Genomic DNA, 18,754 nt, shown 5'->3' on the forward strand with positions numbered 1-18,754 from the left:
CGGCCAGGGTCCGCGGCGACGGCAGCTGTCGAGACATCGGTCCATGCTGCCACGACCGCATCGGGCACACGCGCCGCCCCGTCGGCGCGTGCTAGTTTGGCGGTCGGGGTTTTCCCCTCGCGTCAAGATTTAAGGAGCCTGACCATGCCGCGGTTCGTGGTACCAGCCGCCGCCAGCATTGTGGTCGGCCTGTTGCTGGGGGCGGCCGCGACCTTCGGGGTGACGCTGATGGTGCAGCAAGACACCCGGCCCCACCTGGCCGGCGGCGAGCCGGACGCGTCGGTGCTCAACCGGGTCGAATACGGCCACCGCTAGACCGAACGCGTCAGCCGCATCCCCGTTCCCGTGGCACCGCTGTCCCGACGCTGGCTGTGGCTGGTCGGGGCCGTCGCGCTGGCGTGCACGTTCCTGCAGTCGCCCGGCCAGATCGCGCCGGACACCAAGCTGGACCTGACCGCCAACCCGCTGCGGTTTCTGGCCCGCGCGGCCAACCTGTGGAATTCCGATCTGCCGTTCGGTCAGGCGCAAAACCAGGCCTACGGCTACCTGTTCCCGCACGGCACCTTCTTTTTGGCCGGCCACCTGCTGGGGCTGCCGGGCTGGGCGACGCAGCGGCTGTGGTGGGCGCTGCTGCTGACCGCGGGGTTCTGGGGGCTGCTGCGGGTCGCCGAGGCGCTGAACGACGGCCGCGGTATCGGCAGCCCCACCTCCCGCCTGCTCGGCGCCGCCGCGTTCGCGCTGTCGCCGCGGGTGTTGACCACGCTGGGTTCGATCTCGTCGGAAACCCTGCCGATGATGCTGGCGCCGTGGGTGCTGCTGCCGGTGATCCGCGCGCTGCGTGGCGACCCAAACCGGTCGGTGCGGGCGCTGGCCGCGCAGGCCGGGGTCGCGGTGGCGTTGATGGGGGCGGTCAACGCGGTCGCGACGATCGCGGGCGGCCTGCCGGCGGTGATCTGGTGGCTGTGTCACCGGCCGAACCGGCTGTGGTGGCGGTTCACCGGGTGGTGGCTGCTGGCGCTGACGCTGGCGGTGTCCTGGTGGGTGGTGGCGCTGCTGCTGCTGGGTCGGATCAGCCCGCCGTTCCTGGATTTCATCGAATCCTCCGGGGTCACCACGCAATGGACGTCGCTGACCGAGGTGTTGCGGGGCACCGACAGCTGGACGCCGTTCGTGGCGCCGCACGCCACCGCGGGCTCCTCGCTGGTCACCCAGCCGGTGGCCATCCTGGGCACCTGCCTGGTCGCCGCCGCGGGGTTGGCCGGGCTGGTGCTGCGCGGCGGCCCGGAACGCGGCCGGCTGGTGACCATGCTGCTGATCGGGTTGGCGTTGCTGGCCGTCGGCTACTCCGGCGGCCTGGGCTCCCCGCTGGCGCATCAGGTGCAGGCGTTTTTGGACGGGGCCGGGGCGCCGCTGCGCAACGTGCACAAGCTGGAGTCGGTGATCCGGATCCCGCTGGTGCTGGGGCTGGCCGAGCTGTTGGGCCGGATCCCGTTGCCGGGCAGCGTCCCGGCGGCGGTGTGGCGGCGCGCGCTGGCCCACCCCGAGCACCACAAGCGGTTCGCGGTGGGCGTCGTGGTGTTGGTGGCGCTGATGGTGTCCACCTCGCTGGCCTGGAGCGGGCGGCTCACCCCGCCGGGGGCGTTTCGGGCGATCCCGCAGTACTGGCAGGACACCGCCGCCTGGCTGACCGCCCACAACACCGGCTCCCCGACCCCGGGCCGGGTGCTGGTGGTGCCCGGCGCCCCGTTCGCCACCCAGGTGTGGGGTACCAGCCACGACGAGCCGCTGCAGGTGCTCGGGGACAGCCCCTGGGGGGTGCGCGACTCGATCCCGTTGACGCCGCCGCAGACCATCCGGGCGTTGGATTCGGTGCAGCGGCTGTTCGCCGCCGGCCGCCCATCGGCGGGACTGGCCGATACCCTGGCCCGGCAAGGCATTTCGTATGTGGTGCTGCGCAACGACCTGGACCCCGACACGTCGCGGTCGGCCCGCCCGATCCTGGTGCACCGCGCCGTCGACCGGTCACCGGGGCTGACGAAGGTGGCCCAGTTCGGTGACCCGGTCGGCCCCGGCCACGTGGCGGGGTTCGTCTCCGACAGCGGGCTGCGCCCGGCGTATCCAGCGGTCGAGATCTATCGGGTCGACACGGCGGCCGGCAACCCGGGGGCGCCGTACTTCACCGACACCGACGCGCTGGCCCGGGTCGACGGCGGCCCCGAGGTGCTGTTGCGGCTCGACGAACGCCAACGCCTGCTGGACCGGCCGCCGCTGGGCCCGGTGCTGATGACCGCCGACGCCCGGCGTGCCGGGCTGCCCACCCCGGTGGTCACCGTCACCGACACCCCGGTGGCGCGGGAGACCGACTACGGCCGGGTCGACGACCACTCGTCGGCGATCCGGGCCGCCGAGGACGCCCGGCACACCCACAACCGGGTGCCCGACTATCCGGTCCCCGGCGCCAACCGGGTCTTCGGCGGCTGGACCGCCGGCCGCATCACCGCCTCGAGTTCGTCGGCGGACGCCACCGCGCTGCCCGACGTCGCCCCGTCGACGTCGCCGGCCGCCGCGATCGACGGTGATCCGGCCACCGCCTGGGTGTCCAACGGGCTGCAGGCCGCGGTCGGTCAATGGCTGCAAATCGATTTCGACCATCCGCTGACCAACGCGACCATCACCATCACACCCAGCGCGACCGCGGTCGGCGCCCAGGTGCGCCGCCTGGAGATCGCCACCGTCAACGGCACCACCACGCTGCGGTTCGACGAGGCCGGTCAGCCGCTGACCGCGGCGCTGCCGGTCGGCGAAACCCCGTGGGTGCGGATCACCGCGGTCGGCACCGACGACGGCTCGACCGGGGTGCAGTTCGGCATCACCGACCTGGCGGTCACCCAATACGACGCGTCCGGGTTCGCTCACCCGGTGGACCTGCGGCACACCGCGCTGGTGCCCGCTCCCCCGCCGGGTTCGGCGGTGGTCGGCTGGGATCTGGGCTCCGAGTTGCTGGGCCGGCCGGGCTGCGCCGCCGGGCCGGGCGGGGTGCGCTGCGCGGCGTCGCTGGCGCTGGGGCCCGAGGAGCAGGTCAACCTCGGTCGCACCCTGAGTGTGCCGGGGCCGATGTCGGTGACCCCAACGGTGTGGGTGCGGCCGCGGCAGGGACCCAACCTCGCCGACCTGATCGCGCAGCCCGGCACCACCCGGGCCCGCGGCGACTCCGATGTGCTCGACGTGCTGGGCTCGGCCTACGCCGCCACCGACGGGGACCCGGCCACCGCGTGGACCGCACCGCAGCGCGTCGTCGCGCAGAAGACCCCGCCCACCCTCACCGTCACGCTGCCGCACCCCACCGAGGTGACCGGGCTGGAGCTGACCCCCAGCGGGCTGCCGGTGCCGTCGCGCCCGACGCTGGTGGCCGTCGACCTCGGCGCCGGCCCGCAGGTGCGTGAACTGCGGCCCGGCAAGGACGGCGCCGGGTCGGCGCCCACCGTGCTGCGGCTCAAACCGCGGGTGACCGACACCGTCACGCTCAGCCTGCTCGGCTGGGAAGACGTCATCGACCGCACCGCAGTGGGTTTCGACCAGCTCAAACCGCCGGGGTTGGCCGAGGTGGCGGTGCTCGGCGCCGACGGCCGGCCGATCGCGGCCGCCGACCCCGCCGCCAACCGGTCCCGCACCGTCACCCTGGGCTGCGAGGAGGGTCCGGTGATCGCGCTCGCCGGCCGGTTCGTGCACACCTCGATCACCACCACCGTGGGCCGGTTGCTGGACGGTGAGCCGGTGGCCGCCCGCGCCTGCGAGCGGGAGCCGATCGCGCTGCCGCCCGGCCAGCAGGAACTCCTGATCAGCCCCGGTGAACGGTTCATCGTCGACGGGGCGCAGCTGGCGAGCACCGCGGCGGCCGCGCCGTCACCCGCCGCCGTGGCACCGGCCGACACCGGGGCGTGGGGCGCGGCCCGGCGCGAGGTGCGGGCGGCGCCGTCGCCGACCGACCGGGTGCTGGTGGTGCCGGAGAGCATCAACCCCGGCTGGGTGGCGCGCAGCGCCGACGGCACCCGGCTGACCCCGGTCGCGGTCAACGGCTGGCAGCAGGGCTGGGTGGTGCCGGCCGGGACGACGGGCACCGTCACGCTGACCTTCGCCTCCAACACCGCTTACCGGATCGGGCTGGCCGGCGGGCTGGCGCTGCTGCCGTTGCTGGCGCTGCTGGCGTGGTGGCCGGCCCGGCGCCCGGTGCGCCCGGGGGAACCGGCGCGCCCCTGGACGCCGGGACGCTGGGCGACGCTGCTCGCGGTGCTGGGCGCCGGCGCGGTGATCGCCGGGGCCGCCGGTGTCGTGGTGTTCGGCGTGGTGCTCGGGGTGGGTTACGGCCTGCGCAATCGCGGGCAGCTGCGCGACACCGCGCTGCTCGGGTTGAGCGCCGGTGGGCTGACCCTGGCCGGGGCGGCGCTGTCCCGCTATCCGTGGCGGTCGGTGGACGGCTATATCGGGCATTCCGCGGGTGTGCAGCTGCTGGCGCTGATTTCGGTCGCGGCGGTGGTCGCGTCGGTGGCGCCCAGGCGCGGCGCCGCTAGTTCGCGCGCGCCGCGCGCCGACTGAACCCTTCGAAGAGATTCCAGGATCGGCTGTGCTGCACGACGTGCAGGTAGTAGGCGTAGTTGGCGGTCACCATCGCCGCGGCGCCGAACCCGGCGGCGACCCCGCGATCAATCCCATCGGGCACGTCCAGGACGGTCATCACCACCCCGACGGCGATGGCCGCGACGAGCAGGCTAACCCCCTTGCGCCACATGCCTTTGGCGAAAAAGTAGAACGGGCCGAATAAGAACGCCAGAAAGTTCGAGTTCAGGCGCATCCGGGTGCCGAACGGCAACTCCTTGAACGCCGCCCGCGCCTGCGGCGACGACGACGGCAGCCCGTAGGCGTGGAAAAACTCAAACCGTTGCCGCCAGGGGCCCGGCGTGTCAGCAAATGCAGATTCGAACACGGGCAAACCCTACACCGGCGCACCGGTCACCGAGCCGGTTTACAGCGTCTCGTCGAGGTGGCCGAGCCGGTCGGTCAACCGGATGTTCTCCGAATAGTCGACCGGGCAGGAGATCAGCGACACCGCGTCATCGGCCAGGGCGGTCCGCAGTGTCGGCAACAGCTCCTCGGCGCTGGTGATCCGATAGCCCTTGGCGCCAAAGCTTTGCGCGTACGCCACGATGTCGGGGTTGCCGAACGAGACGTAGTGGTGTTCGCCGAGTTCGAGGTCCATCTTCCACTCGATGAGCCCATAGCCGCCGTCCTCCCAGATCAGCACCACCAGCGGGATCTTCTCGCGGACCGCGGTCTCGATCTCCTGGGAGTTCATCAGAAACGCGCCGTCGCCGACCACGGCGAGCACCTTCGCCTCCGGGCGGGCCAGCTTGACACCGAGCGCCCCGGGCAGCGCAAACGCCATGGTGGACAACCCGTTAGAAATCAGACAGGTATTGCGTTCGTAGGTCGGATACAGCCGGGCCATCCACATCTTGGTCGCACCGGTGTCGACCAGCACCACATCGGAGCGTCCCAGCGCCGCCCGGGTATCGGCGACGATTCGCTGCGGCGCCAACGGGAACCGTGAATCAGCCTGGCCGCGTTCGAATTCCGCGGCCAGCAGGCCGGCACCCGGCGCGTCGCAGTCGGTGCGGAAGCGGTGGCCGGCCAGCGCGTCGGTGAGCGCGGTCAGCGACGCGCTGATATCGCCCTCGATCCCGACGTCCACCGAATAGTGGGCATCGACCTCGGCGGGGAACCGGTGGATGTGGATGATCTTCTTGTCGGCGTGCGGGTTGATCCGGACCGGGTCGAATTCCTGCAGCTCGTAGCCGACCGCCACGATCACGTCGGCGCTGTCGAAGCCGAAGTTGACGTAGTCGCGGCGCATGAAGCCGATCGTGCCGATGGCATTGGGGTGATCGTCGGGCATCACCCCTTTGCCGTGGAAGGTGTTGGCGACCTGGACGCCGAGTCCGTCGGCGAACCGGACCAGCGCCGCGGTGGCGTCCGCGCGGGCGGCGCCGTGCCCGGCCAGCACCACCGGCCGCTGCGCGGTCCGCAAGATGTCGACCGCCCGCTGCACCTGCCGGGCCGACGGCGCCTCGGCGCGGACCACGTTGCGCGGCAACGGTGTTAGTTCGGGATAGTCGGCGACGTCGGCATCGATGTGTTCGGGCACCGCCAGATACACCGCGGCGGGCCGTTCACTTTCGGCGAGCTTGAACGCCTTGCGAAACATCTCCGGGATCGCGTGCACCCGGGGGACGGCGTCGGCCCAGCGGGTAATCGGCGCGAACATGCGCACCAGGTCGACGTACTGGTGCGACTCCTTGTATTGGCGGTCGTGCCCGACCTGGGCGGAGATGGCCACCATCGGGGTGCTGTTGGTGGTGGCGTCGGCGACGCCGAGTTGCATGTTGATCGCCCCCGGACCCAGGGTCGTCGACACCACCGCCGCGCGGCCGGTCACCCGCCCGTACATCTCGGCCATGAACGCCGCCGCCTGCTCGTGGCGGGTCAGGATGTAGCGGATGTCGGACTTGGCCAGCGCCTGGGTGAACCGGATGTTCTCCTCGCCGGGAATGCCGAAGACAATGGCCACTCCCTCGCTTTCCAGACACGCGACCATCAATTGGGCGGCTGTGCTCATCGGTCACCTCCTGGCGCCACGATAGTGGCAGGCTGGGAAGCGAGCCGTTTCGCAGTCCAGCGCCAAAGGAGGTCCGCGTGCCCATCGCCACGATCAACCCGGCCACCGGGGAGACAGTCCAGACGTTCAACCCGGCCACCAGCGCGGAGATCGACGCCGCGATCACGCGCGCCCATAACCGGTTCGCCGACTATCGCCGCACCAGCTTCGCCCAGCGCGCCGCCTGGATGCACGCCGCCGCCGACCTGCTGGAGGCCGAGGCCGACGAGGTGGCGGCGATGATGACCCTGGAGATGGGCAAGACGCTGGTATCGGCCAAGGCCGAAGCACTCAAATGCGTCAAGGGCTTCCGGTACTACGCCGACCAGGCCGAGGCCCTGCTGGCCGATGAACCGGCCGACGCCGCGCTGGTGGGCGCGTCGCGGGCGTATGCCCGCTACCAGCCGCTCGGGGTGGTGCTGGCGGTCATGCCGTGGAATTTCCCGCTGTGGCAGGCGGTGCGGTTTGCCTCCGCCGCGCTGATGGCCGGCAACGTCGGCCTGCTCAAACACGCCTCCAACGTGCCGCAGTGCGCGCTGTATCTGGCCGACGTGCTGGCCCGCGGCGGCTTCCCGGACGGCTGCTTTCAAACCCTGCTCATCCCGTCGAGCGCGGTGGAACAGGTCCTGCGCGACCCGCGGGTGGCCGCGGCCACCCTCACCGGCAGCGAACCGGCCGGTCAGTCGGTGGCGGCGATCGCCGGCGACGAGATCAAGCACACCGTGCTCGAGCTGGGCGGCAGCGACCCGTACATCGTGATGCCCTCGGCCGACCTGGACAAGGCGGTCACGACCGCGGTCACCGCCCGGGTGCAAAACAACGGGCAATCCTGCATCGCGGCGAAGCGGTTCATCATCCACACCGACATCTACGACGAGTTCGTGGACCGGTTCGTCGACAAGATGGCGGCGCTGCGGGTCGGTGACCCGACCGACCCGGACACCGACGTCGGGCCGCTGGCCACCGAGCAGGGCCGCACCGACGTGGAAAAACTGGTCGATGCGGCCGTCGCCGAGGGGGCGGTGGTGCGGTGCGGCGGCAAGCGCCTGGACCGGCCCGGCTGGTACTACCCGCCGACGGTGATCACCGACATCACCCGGGACATGGCGCTGTTCACCGAGGAGGTGTTCGGCCCGGTGGCCTCCATGTACCGGGCCCGCGACATCGAGGAAGCCATCGACATCGCCAACGCCACCACGTTCGGGCTGGGATCCAACGCCTGGACCGGTGACGCGGCCGAGCAGCAGCGCTTCATCGACGACATCGAGGCCGGCCAGGTCTTCATCAACGGGATGACGACCTCCTACCCGGAGTTGCCGTTCGGCGGCATCAAGCGGTCGGGCTACGGCCGCGAACTGTCCGCGCACGGGATCCGGGAGTTCTGCAACCTCAAGACGGTCTGGGTCGGGTAGCCCCCCGCCGGGTGCCGGCGAGCTCGGGCCGGTCATCGGATCGTCCCGCGAGATTGCAGCCACGCAGGGCTCCACTCGATCTTTTGCTGCCTGGTTTCCATCTCGCGGCCTGGTGGCGCCCTGGTGGATCCGTGCCGGTGTGAGCCGGGCGGACTTTCCGGTCAGCAGACGCAAAGTCGCACGATCCGAGCGGAATTCGTGCGACTTTGCGTCTGCTGGGCAGGGCTGGCCGGTGCGGCTAGGCCGCGTCTTGGATCTTCTCCACCTGCTTGTTGAACAAGCTCACCGCACCCTGATCCGGGGTATCGCTGTCGGCGCCGCCGTTGAGCGCGATCCGGTTGGATAGGACCTCCACCGAGGTGCCGCGCACCACCGCCAGAAACACCTGCATGGTCAGCTTCACCTTGGCCGGGGCCGGGCTGTTGTCCGGCTGCAGGGAGGCCACCGCGGCGTTCACCGGCACCTTGGTGCCGCTGACGTTCAGTCGTTTGATGGTGCCCTTCAGGGTCAACACATCGCCCTTAAACGTCACCTGCCCGCACTTGTCCAGCACCGCCTGGAACTCGCTGCTGTACTGCGGATTGACCGCCTTGGTCACCCGGACCGTGTAACCCCCGCGGCTATCGCCCCCGCCGCCAACCGCGTCGGTGTTGTCCAATTCGGCTTTGGCGGTGTCGGCGGTCGCGGCGTCCTTGCCCAACATGTCGTTGCACTCCGACGGGGACACGCTAATGGTCTGGTCGTCGGCCTTCTCCTCCTTGCCGGTCGTGGTGGTGAATTTTCCGGCCGGATCGAGGGTCGGGAAGTCCGATTGGGTGAGCAACAGATCCCGCGCGGACGCCTTGGGCGGCTTCGGCGATGATCCGCCGGCGAACACCAAGACGGCCGCGACCACCGCGGCGATGACCGCCACGACCAGGCCGCCAACCACCCACCACGTCTTGCGGCGCTTAGGCGGGGCCGGCGGCGGGTAACCCCAGGGGCCGTACGGACCCGGCGGCGGGCCATAGGGCCCTGGCGGTGGGCCGTAGGCGCCCGGTGGCGGCGGGCCATAGGGCCCCGGCCCCGGTGGCGCACCGGGTGGCGGGCCCGGCGGCGCCGGTGGTTGGCTTGTCGGCGGGCCGTACTCACCGGGCGGCGGTGGGCTGGGCTGCTCGGGTTCGGATTGGCCCGGCCACTGCGGTTCGCTCACGTCTGCCCCTTCGTCATTTGGTCCCAGCAGCCCCGGATGCGGCGTCCGGGCGAACACATTCACCTGCAGACGACGTTAACCGTAGACCTCGGCGACGTCAGGCCGAGGCCGCCAGGGCCTGCCGATCCTCGTCGGCGAAGGTGTCCTCCAACCGCAGCGGCGCGTAGTCGAGGTCGATCTCGGCGAGGGGGCGGCCGCGGGCGCTGCTGATCGTTCCGAACCGGCGCATCCCTTTGTCGGAGGCGTAGGCCACGAACTCCGCGGGCGACAGCCCGAAGGGGACGTCGTCCCCGTAGAGGGCAAAGCCCTCCTCGGTGACCTGCAGCGCCAGCGGGATCAGCTCGTTCATGCGGGTTTCGAACACCGCCCAATTGGCGTCGTCGGCGGCGACGTGGCGGCGGCAGGTGAAGGTGCCCCACGCCATGTGGCGACGCTCATCGTCGCCGATGCGCCGCACCAACTCCTGCATGCCGGGCAGGATGCCGCGCTCCACGCAGATCCGGTGCCAGGCGTGGTATCCGGTCAACGCCAGCATGCCTTCGACGACGTGGTTGTAGGTCACCGACGCCCGAATCTGGGCGGCCGGAGAGGCATCGGCCGCCAACACGCTCAGCGACTCCGGCAGCTCCTCGTTGAACATTTGCCGGTATGCGGGCAGGTCGTCGAGAAAACTGTGCAGGTCATCGTCGATCCCGACGGCGTCGAGCCACAACCGGAACACCTGGGTGTGCTTGGCCTCCTCGAACGCGAACTGCGTCAGATACATCTCGTCGCCGAGCCGGCCTTCGGCCCGCATCGCCGCCATGAACGGCTGGATGTCCTTGGTGACCGCTTCCTCGCCGGCGATGAACTGCGCGCACAGCCGGGTGGCTTGGTCGCGTTCCCGGTCCGTCAGCGCCTCCCAGTCCCGGTGGTCGTGGGAAAAGTCGATCTCGGCCGGGTCCCAAAATTTCGCATTGCCGCCGGCAAACAGCCGCAGCGGCAGGCTGTCCCAGTTGAGGCCGCCCGCACCGAGTGACCCGTAGTGCGTCCGTGTCATGAGTTGGCCTCCTTCAGGGTGTGGGTTGCGGCAGCGCGGCGAACGCGGCGGACAGCACCGCCACCAGCCGGCGCACCGCCAGGGCGGGCTGCTCGGGGCTGGGCTCATCGAGCCCCAGGATCGGATCCATCCCGCGCACGTAGGGCGCCAGCGCCAGGTGCGGAAAAATCAGCAGCAGCAGGGACAGCAGCGCATCGGTATCGCTATCCGCCCGCAGATCGCCGCGGTCCTGCGCGGTGCGGACCAGCGGTCGCAGCACCTCCAGGTAGTGGCGGTGGATGACGTTTCGCACGCTGATCCGCGCGTCGGTGTCGACCTCCAGACTCGCCGCGGCGTGCAGGGCACGTTCCCGGGGATGGTCGGCAAAGTAGGCGACCCAGTCGTCCAGCAGATCGGTGAGAAAGTCGAAGAACGGTCTGCTGGAGTCGAGTTCGCGGATCCGCTGCTCGACGTAGGCCCGCACCCGTTGGCTGGCGACGTCGGCGATGAACGCATACAGGTCGCGCTTATCGGCGAAGTATTGGAACAGGCTGCCCTTAGCGACACCGGCCCGCCGGGCGATGACGTTCAGGCTGCCCCGAGAGAAGCCGTGCGCCCCGAACTCCGCCTCGGCGGCTTCCACCACCGCCGCCCGGCGCACCGCATCGACCCGGGCCCACGTCACCGTCGGCATCGCGCACCTCCCAGCACCGATGACCACTGGTCATTTTACTGTGATCCAGGTCATAAACAAGGGCTAGCGGCGCCCGCCAAGGCGTCGTGACGGTGCGAATCCATACGCCGATGCGGGGTATTGCGTATGAGACCGCACAATCGGCGCAATCCACGGTGGGGCGAAGCCCCGGCCGTTACGGGTTGCCGCGCGGCAGGATCCGCCCATGGGGCAGCGGCGGCGCCGGCAGCCGCGCCAGAGCACCCCGGTAGCCGTCGACCCGCCCGAACCGATCCGATTCGTGTTGCCAGGCGTCGCGGAAGGCGATGATCTCGTCGTGGCTGCGGCCGACGAAGTTCCACCACATGACGATCTGTTCGCCGAACGGCGCGCCGCCCAGCAACAACGCGCGTCCGGGTGCGTCGGTGGGGTTGGTGACCGTCAGCGTCGACACTCCGGTGCCCACGTAGCCGAGGTCGCGGCGCACCAACGCGGTGTCGGCCAGCCGCAGCGCCGCGGTGTCCACCAGCAGGCCGTGCTCGAACTGCGGGGACACCGGAAGCTGCACGCGGGCACCGGGTTCCACGGTCAGCTCGGCACCCAGCAGGGGGGAGAAGGTCGGCACCGGCGACGGCTGCCCGGCCAGCGCACCCAGGAACACCCGGGCGGTGGCCCCGCCGAGGTCGACCGGCGGCGGCGCATAGTGCTGGAAGTCGCGCGGCGCGTCGCGCGCGGCGTCGGGCAGCGCCACCCACAGCTGGGCGCCGTGCAGGATCGTGGTCGAGTGCGTGGAGACCTCGGAATGGCAGATGCCGTGGCCGCCGGTCATCAGGTTCAGCTCGCCCGGGCGAACCAGGGCATGCACGCCGCCGGAGTCGCGGTGTTCGATCTCACCGGTGAAAAGCCAGCTCACGGTCTGCAATCCGGTGTGCGGGTGGGGCGGCACGTCCATGCCGCCGGTGGCGGCGACATCGTCGGGCCCGTAGTGGTCGATGAAGCACCACGCCCCGATCAGCGAACGCTGCTTCTGCGGCAGGGTGCGGTGCACGGTCATCGCACGCGGCCCGCCCAACGGCACCGCCCGGGCGGTGAGCACCTCGACCACCGGCCGGCCCGCCGCATCGACGCAGGGCCCGCGTTCGGCGCGCAGTTCGGCGGGGTGCGCTTCGGTGTTGCTCACCGCCGCTCCCCCGGCCTAGACGTCTCGGGCGTGGGTGCCGCCTTCGTCGATTCCCCACGCCACGATGCGCCGCGGGGTGATGCGGATGATGTCGCCGGAAAAGCCGTCGGCGGGTGGGCGTTCGCGCGGCAGTGTCGTCGCGGTGCCGCGGATCTCGATGCCCTGGATGTTGCGCGGCTGGGGTATCACGTGGTCCACGATGAACGACACCTGCGGATTGTGAATGATGTTGCGCCACTTCTGGGTCTGCGCCAGGATGGGTCCGAAAATTTCGATCGTGGCGTCGTCCGAGCCGAGATGCACATTGACCGGCCGGACCTGCGGTTTGCCGCCGGGCCCGACCGTGCACAGCCGCCCGATCGGCTGCTTGCGCAGGAATGCCAGCTCAGCCTTGGTAAACACCATGGTGTCGCCTCCGGTTCGCCGTGGACATCGACAGGTCGATGGTAATCATGCGGCACGGCACCGACCGCCGCCAGAGCCGCTCTGGCCAATTCCACCGAATAACCGTCCCGTATCCGCTTAGCATCGGGTGCGTGTCACAGCTGAATACCGCCCGCGGAGCGATCGACACCACCGATTTGGGCGTCACCCTGATGCACGAACACGTGTTCATCATGACCACCGAGATCGCCCAGAACTATCCCGAAGCCTGGGGCGACGAAGACCGGCGGGTGGCCGACGCCATCGCGCGGCTCAACGAGCTCAAGGCCGCCGGGGTGGACACCATCGTCGACCTGACCGTGATCGGGTTGGGCCGCTACATCCCCCGCATCGCCCGGGTCGCCGCGGCCACCGAGCTGAATATCGTGGTGGCCACCGGCGTGTACACCTACAACGACGTGCCGTTCTTCTTCCACTACTTGGGGCCGGGCGCCATGTTGGACGGCCCCGAGATCATGGCCGACATGTTCGTCCGCGACATCGAGGAAGGGATCGCCGACACCGGCGTGAAGGCGGCGATCCTCAAATGCGCCACCGACGAACCGGGCGTCACCCCCGGGGTGGAACGGGTGCTGCGGGCCGTCGCGCAGGCACACAAGCGCACCGGGGTGCCGATCTCCACCCACACCCACGCGGGGCTGCGGCGCGGCCTCGAGCAGCAACGCATCTTCGAGGAGGAGGGCGTCGACCTCTCCCGGGTGGTGATCGGGCACTCCGGCGACACCACCGACCTGGACTACCTGGAGGAACTGATCGCCAACGGTTCCTACATCGGCATGGACCGGTTCGGCATCGATTTGATCCTGCCGTTCGAGGACCGGGTGAACACCGTGGCGCGGATGTGCGAGCGCGGGCACGCCGACAAGATGGTGCTCTCCCACGACGCGAACTGCTATTTCGACGCGCTGCCCGAAGATCTCACCGCGGTGGCCGCGCCGAACTGGCACTACCTGCACATCCACCACGACGTCATTCCCGCGCTCAAGGAGCGCGGCGTCACCGACGACCAGCTGCACACCATGCTGGTCGACAACCCGCGGAAGATCTTCGAACGCCAGGGCGGCTACTGAGCCTTGGCGCGCACCTTCGACGAGTTGGTGGCCGAGGCCGAGGCGGTGTCGGTCGCGGGCTGGGACTTCTCCTGGCTGGACGGCAGGGCCACCGAACAGCGCCCGTCGTGGGGGTACCAACGCCTGCTGCGCGGTCGGCTGGCGCAGGTGGCGTCCGCGCTCGACGTCGACACCGGCGGCGGTGAGGTTCTGGCCGGGGCAGGCCCGTTTCCCCCGACGATGGCCGCCACCGAGCCGTGGCCGCCGAACCTGCCGCTGGCCACCCGGCGGCTGCATCCGCTGGGCGTGGTGGTGGTCGCCACCACCGGCGAGCCGCCGCTGCCGTTCGCCGATGCGGCCTTCGATCTGGTGTGCAGTCGGCATCCGGGCGCCCTGTGGTGGGACGAGTTCGCCCGGGTGCTCACACCGGGCGGCAGCTATTTTGCCCAGCACGTGGGGGCGCTTTACTTTCCGAACCTGATCGAGTACTTCGTGGGGCCCTACCGGCCGGTGCTGCAGCGGGGGCAGCTGAATCCGGAGACCGCCGCGGACCAGGTGGCCGCCGCCGGACTCCAGGTGGTCGATTTGCGCCACGAGCAGATCCGCGTCGAGTTTTTCGACGTCGGCGCGCTGATCTACTTTCTGCGCAAGTTGAATTGGGTGGTTCCAGGCTTCAGCGTCGCCAGGTACCGCGACCGGCTGCACGGCTTGCACCGCCGGATCGAAGCCGACGGAGCCTTCGTCACCCACACCTCACGGGTGTTGATCGAGGCCCGGAAGCCGGGCTGACGCGGTCAGCGCGCGACGGGTTCGGGTTCGTCGGTGATCGCGCTGTCCAGCGGCGGCACCGGATGTTGTTCCCGCATTTCCCAGCGCCGCAACGCTTCCCGGCACGGCGACTCCACCAGCGCGTAGCTCACCGCGGCCAGCGCGATACCGAAGATCAGGGTCAGCGCCAGGGTCACCGGCATGTCCCCGCTGAACGCGAACCGGCCGATCACCGGGAACACCATGTCCAGCGCCGCCAGGTGCCAGATGAACAGCCCGTAGGACCAGCGGCCCAGCGTCACCATCGGTGCGCTGCCCAGGATGCGGTGGCCGGTGTCGGGGCGGTCGAGCACCAGCGGCGCCAACAGCGCGCCAGCCAGCAGCGCCCCCATCGCGGTCCGGACGATGAACTGGCCGACCGTGGCCTGGGTCATTCCCGACGGCCCGGCCAGCGGGGAGGCGGAGATCAGGAAGGCGGTCAGCGCGATCAGCGCCACCAGCACCCGGCGGCGCGCCAACCGGTGCACCCAACCGATGGGGCTGACGGTCCACTCGGCCAGCAGCATGCCCGCCCCGAACCAGGAGGCGTAGGCCGGCGCCCAGTTCAGCGGGTTGGCGCCATGGGGTGGGTGGATCGGCAGGAAGCCCCAGCCGAAGCTGAGCAGCGCCACCGCGGCGATCACCGGCACCCGGGCCCGCACCGAAAGCCGACGGGCCAGCAGCGCCAGCACCGGCAGCGCGATATAGAAGCTGACCTCCACCGCCAGGCTCCACATCTGGGTCAGCCCGGCGGTCAGCGTGAGCGGCACATAGATCTGGGTCAGGGTCAGGTTGGCCAGCCACACCGTCGCGCTGGCGCCCGCGGCGTCGGGCAACAGCAACAGGATCACCACCACCGCCACCAGGTACGCCGGCATGATCCGCACCAGCCGGGAGCGCAGATAGTGGCTGGTCGGCGGGACTCGCCGCAATCCGCGGGCGGCGGCGGCGTGGCCGCGCCACAGCAAGAACCCGGACAACGCGAAGAACACCGCCACGGCCAGGTCAAAGCGTCCGAGCAGCCGACCGGAGATGCCGGCCGAATGCCCGGTTTGGAACGCGACGTGGGTGATGACCACCCCGATCGCGGCGCAGGCCCGCATCCCCTCCACGGCGGGCAAGAAACTGCGCGTTCCGCCCACCTGCTGGTCGATCATGACGAACAGTCTGCCTGTGCCGCGGTGCGGCGCCCACCCGGGAGACCGCAATCGCTCACCAGGCGCTTAGCCGAAGCCTTAAATTCTGCTGTTAGGGTCAAAGCGGTTTTTCTCGCTGCCCAGCGGGTAGGGAGAGATGGACCTCGCCGTTTTTGGGCCAGAAGGAGGGCACGGCAACGTGAACCGAGCAGTGATGCTGCGCATCGCGGCATGCGGCGTCATGGGACTCGGGGCTGCCCTATTGATCGCTGCGTTGTTGCTGTCCACCTACACCGCCAGCCGGGTCGCCAAGATCCCGCTCGATATCGACACCAAGCTGGTCAGTGAGGGCAGCGGGACCGCGCTGGACCCGCACTCGCTGTCCACCGAGCACGTCGCCATCGACAAGGATGTGCCGCTGGTGTCCCAGCAGCAGGTCAGCGTGGAGTCACCCGCCAACGCCGGGGTGGTCACCCTGCAGGTCGGCACCTCGGTGCGCCGCACCGACCGGCAAAAGGACGCCGGTCTGCTGCTGGCGATCGTCGACACCGTCACCCTGAACCGCAGCACGGCGATGGCGGTCTCCGATGACACCCATCCCGGCGGCGCCATCCAGAAGCCCCGCACGATCGAGGACGACAACCCGCCCACCCCGATCGCGCTGCCGCACGAAGGGTTGTCCTACCGCTTCCCGTTCCACACCAAAAAGGTGTCCTATCAGTACTTCGACCCGATCGCGCAGAAGGCGTTCGAGGCCAACTACCAGGGCGAAGACGACGTCAACGGGCTGACCACGTTCCGGTTCACCCAGAACGTCGGCTATGACGCCGACGGCAAGCTGGACGAGCCGGTGAAGTACCCGTCGCTGTACCCCAAGGACGAGGACGGCGAGGTCACCGCGCCGGCGTCGATGTGGAACCTGGAGACCGACGACCCGGACGAGAAGATCACCATGACGCGGTACTACGCCGCGCAGCGGACCTTCTGGGTGGACCCGGTGTCCGGCACCATCGTCAAGGCCGAGGAACACGCCAACCACTACTACGCTCGTGACCCGCTGAAGCCCGAGCTGACGGTGGCCGACTACAAGGTCACCTCCACCGAGGAGACGGTCGAAGCGCAGGTCAACTCGGCCCGCGATGAGCGCGATCGGGTGGCGTTGTGGTCGCGGGTGCTGCCGATCAGCTTCACCGCGGCCGGGTTGATCGCGTTGATCGGCGGCGTGCTGCTCGGGTGGTTCGGCATGCGGACCGAGGCGGCGCTGATCGACCCCGGCCTGGACACCGCCGAGCACGGCTTTTTCGAGAGCTTCTTCAGCAGCTTCGGCCGCACGACGGCACCGGGCGAACCGGTGTCCGGGGCGGAAGCCGAGACCGAGAAACTTCCCGCCCAGCATCCGTTGCTGCACCCGGAGGGACGGCCGCGCGATGAGGGCCCGCCGGAGGACGGACCGGCCGACCAAGGTCCACCCGATCGTCCGTAGGACGGCACGTCGCTGGATGCTCCGGTGGGCCGGTCCGGGATACGCGCTGACGCTGGCGCTGCTGGTGGTGGCGCCGCTGCTGGGTCCGGGATATCTGCTGCTGCGCGACGCGGTGTCCACGCCGCGGTCCTACCTGTCCGACGCCGCCCTCGGGTTGGCTGAGTCGGCGCCGCGGGCGACCCCCCAGGATTTCGCCGTCGCGGCGGCGTCGCACCTGGTCGACGGCGGCGTCGTGGTCAAGGCGCTGCTGCTGGGGGGCCTGTGGCTGGCCGGCTGCGGGGCGGCGCGGCTGGTGGCGACCGTGCTGCCGGCGGCCGGGCGGCCCGGCCAGTTCGTGGCGATCACCGTGGCGATCTGGAATCCGTATGTCGCCGAACGGCTGCTACAGGGGCATTGGAGCCTGCTGGTGGGCTACGGCTGCCTGCCGTGGGTGGCCGCGACGACGCTGGCATTACGGTCGGCCGGGACCGAGGCCGCCGGCGAGGGTGCGCAAATGTACGCCCAACCGCCGGAAAACCCGGACATTTGTGCACGCTCGCGGGCCTGGCCGGGGTTTTTCGCGCTGGCGTTTTGGATGGCGTTGGCCGGGCTGACCCCGACCGGGCTGCTGCTGGCCGCGGCGGTGACCGTGGTCTGCCTGGTGCCGGCGGGCGGGGGCCGGCCGCGGTGGCAGTGCGCCGCGGTGACACTGGGCGCCGCCGCGGCGGCGGCGCTGCCCTGGTTGCTGGGCTGGTCGCTGGGGGCGGCGTGCTGTGCGCCCGACGGGGCACCGGGGGTGGACGCGTTCGCGGCCCGCGCCGAGCCGGGCCTGGGCACGCTGGGCAGCCTGGCCAGCCTGGGCGGGATCTGGAACGCCGAGGCGGCACCCGGCTCGCGGACCACGTTGTTCGCGGTCGCGGCGACCGTGGTGATGTTGGGCGTGCTGGCCGCCGGGCTGCCGGCGGTGCTGCGCCGCCGCCCGGCGCTGCCACTGCTGGTGCTGGCGGCGGTCGCGGTGCTGGTGCCCGCCACGCTGGCCACCGGGCCGGGCCTGGCGGGCCTGCGGGCGCTGATCGAAGCGGTGCCCGGTCTCGGTGTGCTGCGCGACGGGCAGAAATGGGTGGCGTTGGCGATGCCCGGCTATGCGCTGGCCGCCGCGGGCGCGGTGCTGACCGCGCGGCGCTGGCTTGCGCCCGCGGTCACCGCGGTGGCCTGCTGCGTGGCCTTGCTGGCCGTCTTACCCGATTTGGCTTGGGGGGCTTGGGGAAAGGTTGTACCGGTGCACTATCCGGGCGGCTGGGCGGCGGTGGCGGCCCGCATCAACGCCGACCCGCGGCCGGTGGCGGTGCTCCCGGCCGACAGCATGCGCCGCTTCTCCTGGGCCGGCCCGGCGCCGGTGCTCGATCCGCTACCGCGGTGGGTGCGCGCCAACGTGTGGGCCACCGGAGATCTGAACGTCGCCGGGCACACCGTTCCCGGCGAGGGGGCGCGGGCCCGGGAAGTGCAGCGGCTGTTGCTCGCCGGGGCCGACCCCGCCGCGCTGAGCCACGCCGGGGTGGGCTGGGTGGTCGTCGAATCGGGCGGTGAGATCGGCGCGGCCGCAAAGACTTTGGACCGGGCGCCGGTGGCCTACCGCGACGGCGACCTGGCCCTGTACCGGGGGGGCGGAGAC

The 18,754-nt window shown here is 70.6% G+C and carries 15 protein-coding genes; 7 read left to right on the forward strand and 8 right to left on the reverse strand.

The features are described from left to right. The first annotated feature begins 144 nt into the window (after positions 1–144). On the forward strand, positions 145–315 hold the full coding sequence (locus tag BKN37_RS17685; protein ID WP_071028218.1) for a DUF2613 domain-containing protein: 171 nt from the start codon (positions 145–147) through the stop codon (positions 313–315). Between the two features lie 30 nt (positions 316–345). Beyond that, the gene (locus BKN37_RS17690) at positions 346–4,593 is read left to right on the forward strand and encodes an alpha-(1->3)-arabinofuranosyltransferase (protein ID WP_071028220.1); all 4,248 of its coding nucleotides are present in this window, start codon (positions 346–348) and stop codon (positions 4,591–4,593) included. Here the strand turns inward: BKN37_RS17690 and BKN37_RS17695 are convergent. Together BKN37_RS17695 and BKN37_RS17700 are read right to left on the reverse strand one after the other, a co-directional pair. After that, positions 4,565–4,987, reverse strand: coding sequence for a DUF2628 domain-containing protein (locus BKN37_RS17695; RefSeq protein ID WP_071028221.1), 423 nt, complete (start codon positions 4,985–4,987; stop codon positions 4,565–4,567). The two genes, BKN37_RS17690 and BKN37_RS17695, sit on opposite strands and share 29 nt — an antisense overlap. 33 nt (positions 4,988–5,020) lie before the next feature. Next, positions 5,021–6,670, reverse strand: a complete 1,650-nt coding sequence (locus BKN37_RS17700) for an acetolactate synthase large subunit (protein ID WP_071028222.1) — start codon at positions 6,668–6,670, stop codon at positions 5,021–5,023. 77 nt (positions 6,671–6,747) lie between these two features. Here BKN37_RS17700 and BKN37_RS17705 point away from each other — a divergent pair, with 77 nt between their 5' ends. After that, positions 6,748–8,121, forward strand: coding sequence for an NADP-dependent succinic semialdehyde dehydrogenase (locus BKN37_RS17705; RefSeq protein WP_071028224.1), 1,374 nt, complete (start codon positions 6,748–6,750; stop codon positions 8,119–8,121). A 238-nt stretch (positions 8,122–8,359) separates the two neighbouring features. Here the strand turns inward: BKN37_RS17705 and BKN37_RS29240 are convergent, their stop codons facing one another. From BKN37_RS29240 to BKN37_RS17730, 5 genes are all read right to left on the reverse strand, one after another. Next, positions 8,360–9,313 (reverse strand): hypothetical protein, encoded by a 954-nt coding sequence (locus BKN37_RS29240; RefSeq protein WP_158260369.1) that lies wholly within the window; start codon positions 9,311–9,313, stop codon positions 8,360–8,362. A 97-nt stretch (positions 9,314–9,410) separates the two neighbouring features. Further along, on the reverse strand, positions 9,411–10,352 hold the full coding sequence (locus BKN37_RS17715) for a R2-like ligand-binding oxidase (RefSeq protein ID WP_071028228.1): 942 nt from the start codon (positions 10,350–10,352) through the stop codon (positions 9,411–9,413). A 13-nt stretch (positions 10,353–10,365) separates the two neighbouring features. Next, a complete protein-coding gene (locus BKN37_RS17720; protein WP_071028230.1) occupies positions 10,366–11,025 on the reverse strand; it encodes a TetR/AcrR family transcriptional regulator in 660 nt (219 codons plus the stop codon). Positions 11,026–11,200: 175 nt separating this feature from the next. Next, positions 11,201–12,184: a pirin family protein gene (locus BKN37_RS17725; protein WP_071028232.1), complete on the reverse strand. Its 984-nt coding sequence runs from the start codon at positions 12,182–12,184 to the stop codon at positions 11,201–11,203. 15 nt (positions 12,185–12,199) lie between these two features. Further along, on the reverse strand, positions 12,200–12,589 hold the full coding sequence (locus BKN37_RS17730) for a PPOX class F420-dependent oxidoreductase (RefSeq protein ID WP_071028234.1): 390 nt from the start codon (positions 12,587–12,589) through the stop codon (positions 12,200–12,202). Positions 12,590–12,720: 131 nt separating this feature from the next. Between BKN37_RS17730 and BKN37_RS17735 the strand changes: the two genes are divergently transcribed. Beyond that, positions 12,721–13,698 (forward strand): phosphotriesterase family protein, encoded by a 978-nt coding sequence (locus tag BKN37_RS17735; RefSeq protein ID WP_071028235.1) that lies wholly within the window; start codon positions 12,721–12,723, stop codon positions 13,696–13,698. Positions 13,699–13,701: 3 nt separating this feature from the next. Beyond that, the gene (locus BKN37_RS17740) at positions 13,702–14,466 is read left to right on the forward strand and encodes a class I SAM-dependent methyltransferase (RefSeq protein ID WP_071028237.1); all 765 of its coding nucleotides are present in this window, start codon (positions 13,702–13,704) and stop codon (positions 14,464–14,466) included. Between the two features lie 5 nt (positions 14,467–14,471). On the opposite strand, the gene BKN37_RS17745 is transcribed toward BKN37_RS17740, so the two are convergent. Then, on the reverse strand, positions 14,472–15,641 hold the full coding sequence (locus tag BKN37_RS17745) for an acyltransferase family protein (RefSeq protein WP_071028239.1): 1,170 nt from the start codon (positions 15,639–15,641) through the stop codon (positions 14,472–14,474). Positions 15,642–15,819: 178 nt separating this feature from the next. On the opposite strand from BKN37_RS17745, the gene pgfA reads away from it, so the two are divergent. Both pgfA and BKN37_RS17755 read left to right on the forward strand, forming a co-directional pair. After that, entirely contained in the window at positions 15,820–17,103 is a 1,284-nt protein-coding gene (pgfA, locus tag BKN37_RS17750; RefSeq protein WP_083341873.1) for a cell envelope lipid trafficking protein PgfA, read from the forward strand. A 16-nt stretch (positions 17,104–17,119) separates the two neighbouring features. After that, positions 17,120–18,754: MmpA family trehalose lipid delivery protein (locus BKN37_RS17755; RefSeq protein WP_071028242.1), on the forward strand; the 1,635-nt coding region annotated here is incomplete at its 3' end.

It is taken from the genome of Mycobacterium talmoniae (assembly GCF_001854525.1).
GTDB classification, from domain to species: Bacteria; Actinomycetota; Actinomycetes; order Mycobacteriales; family Mycobacteriaceae; genus Mycobacterium; species Mycobacterium talmoniae.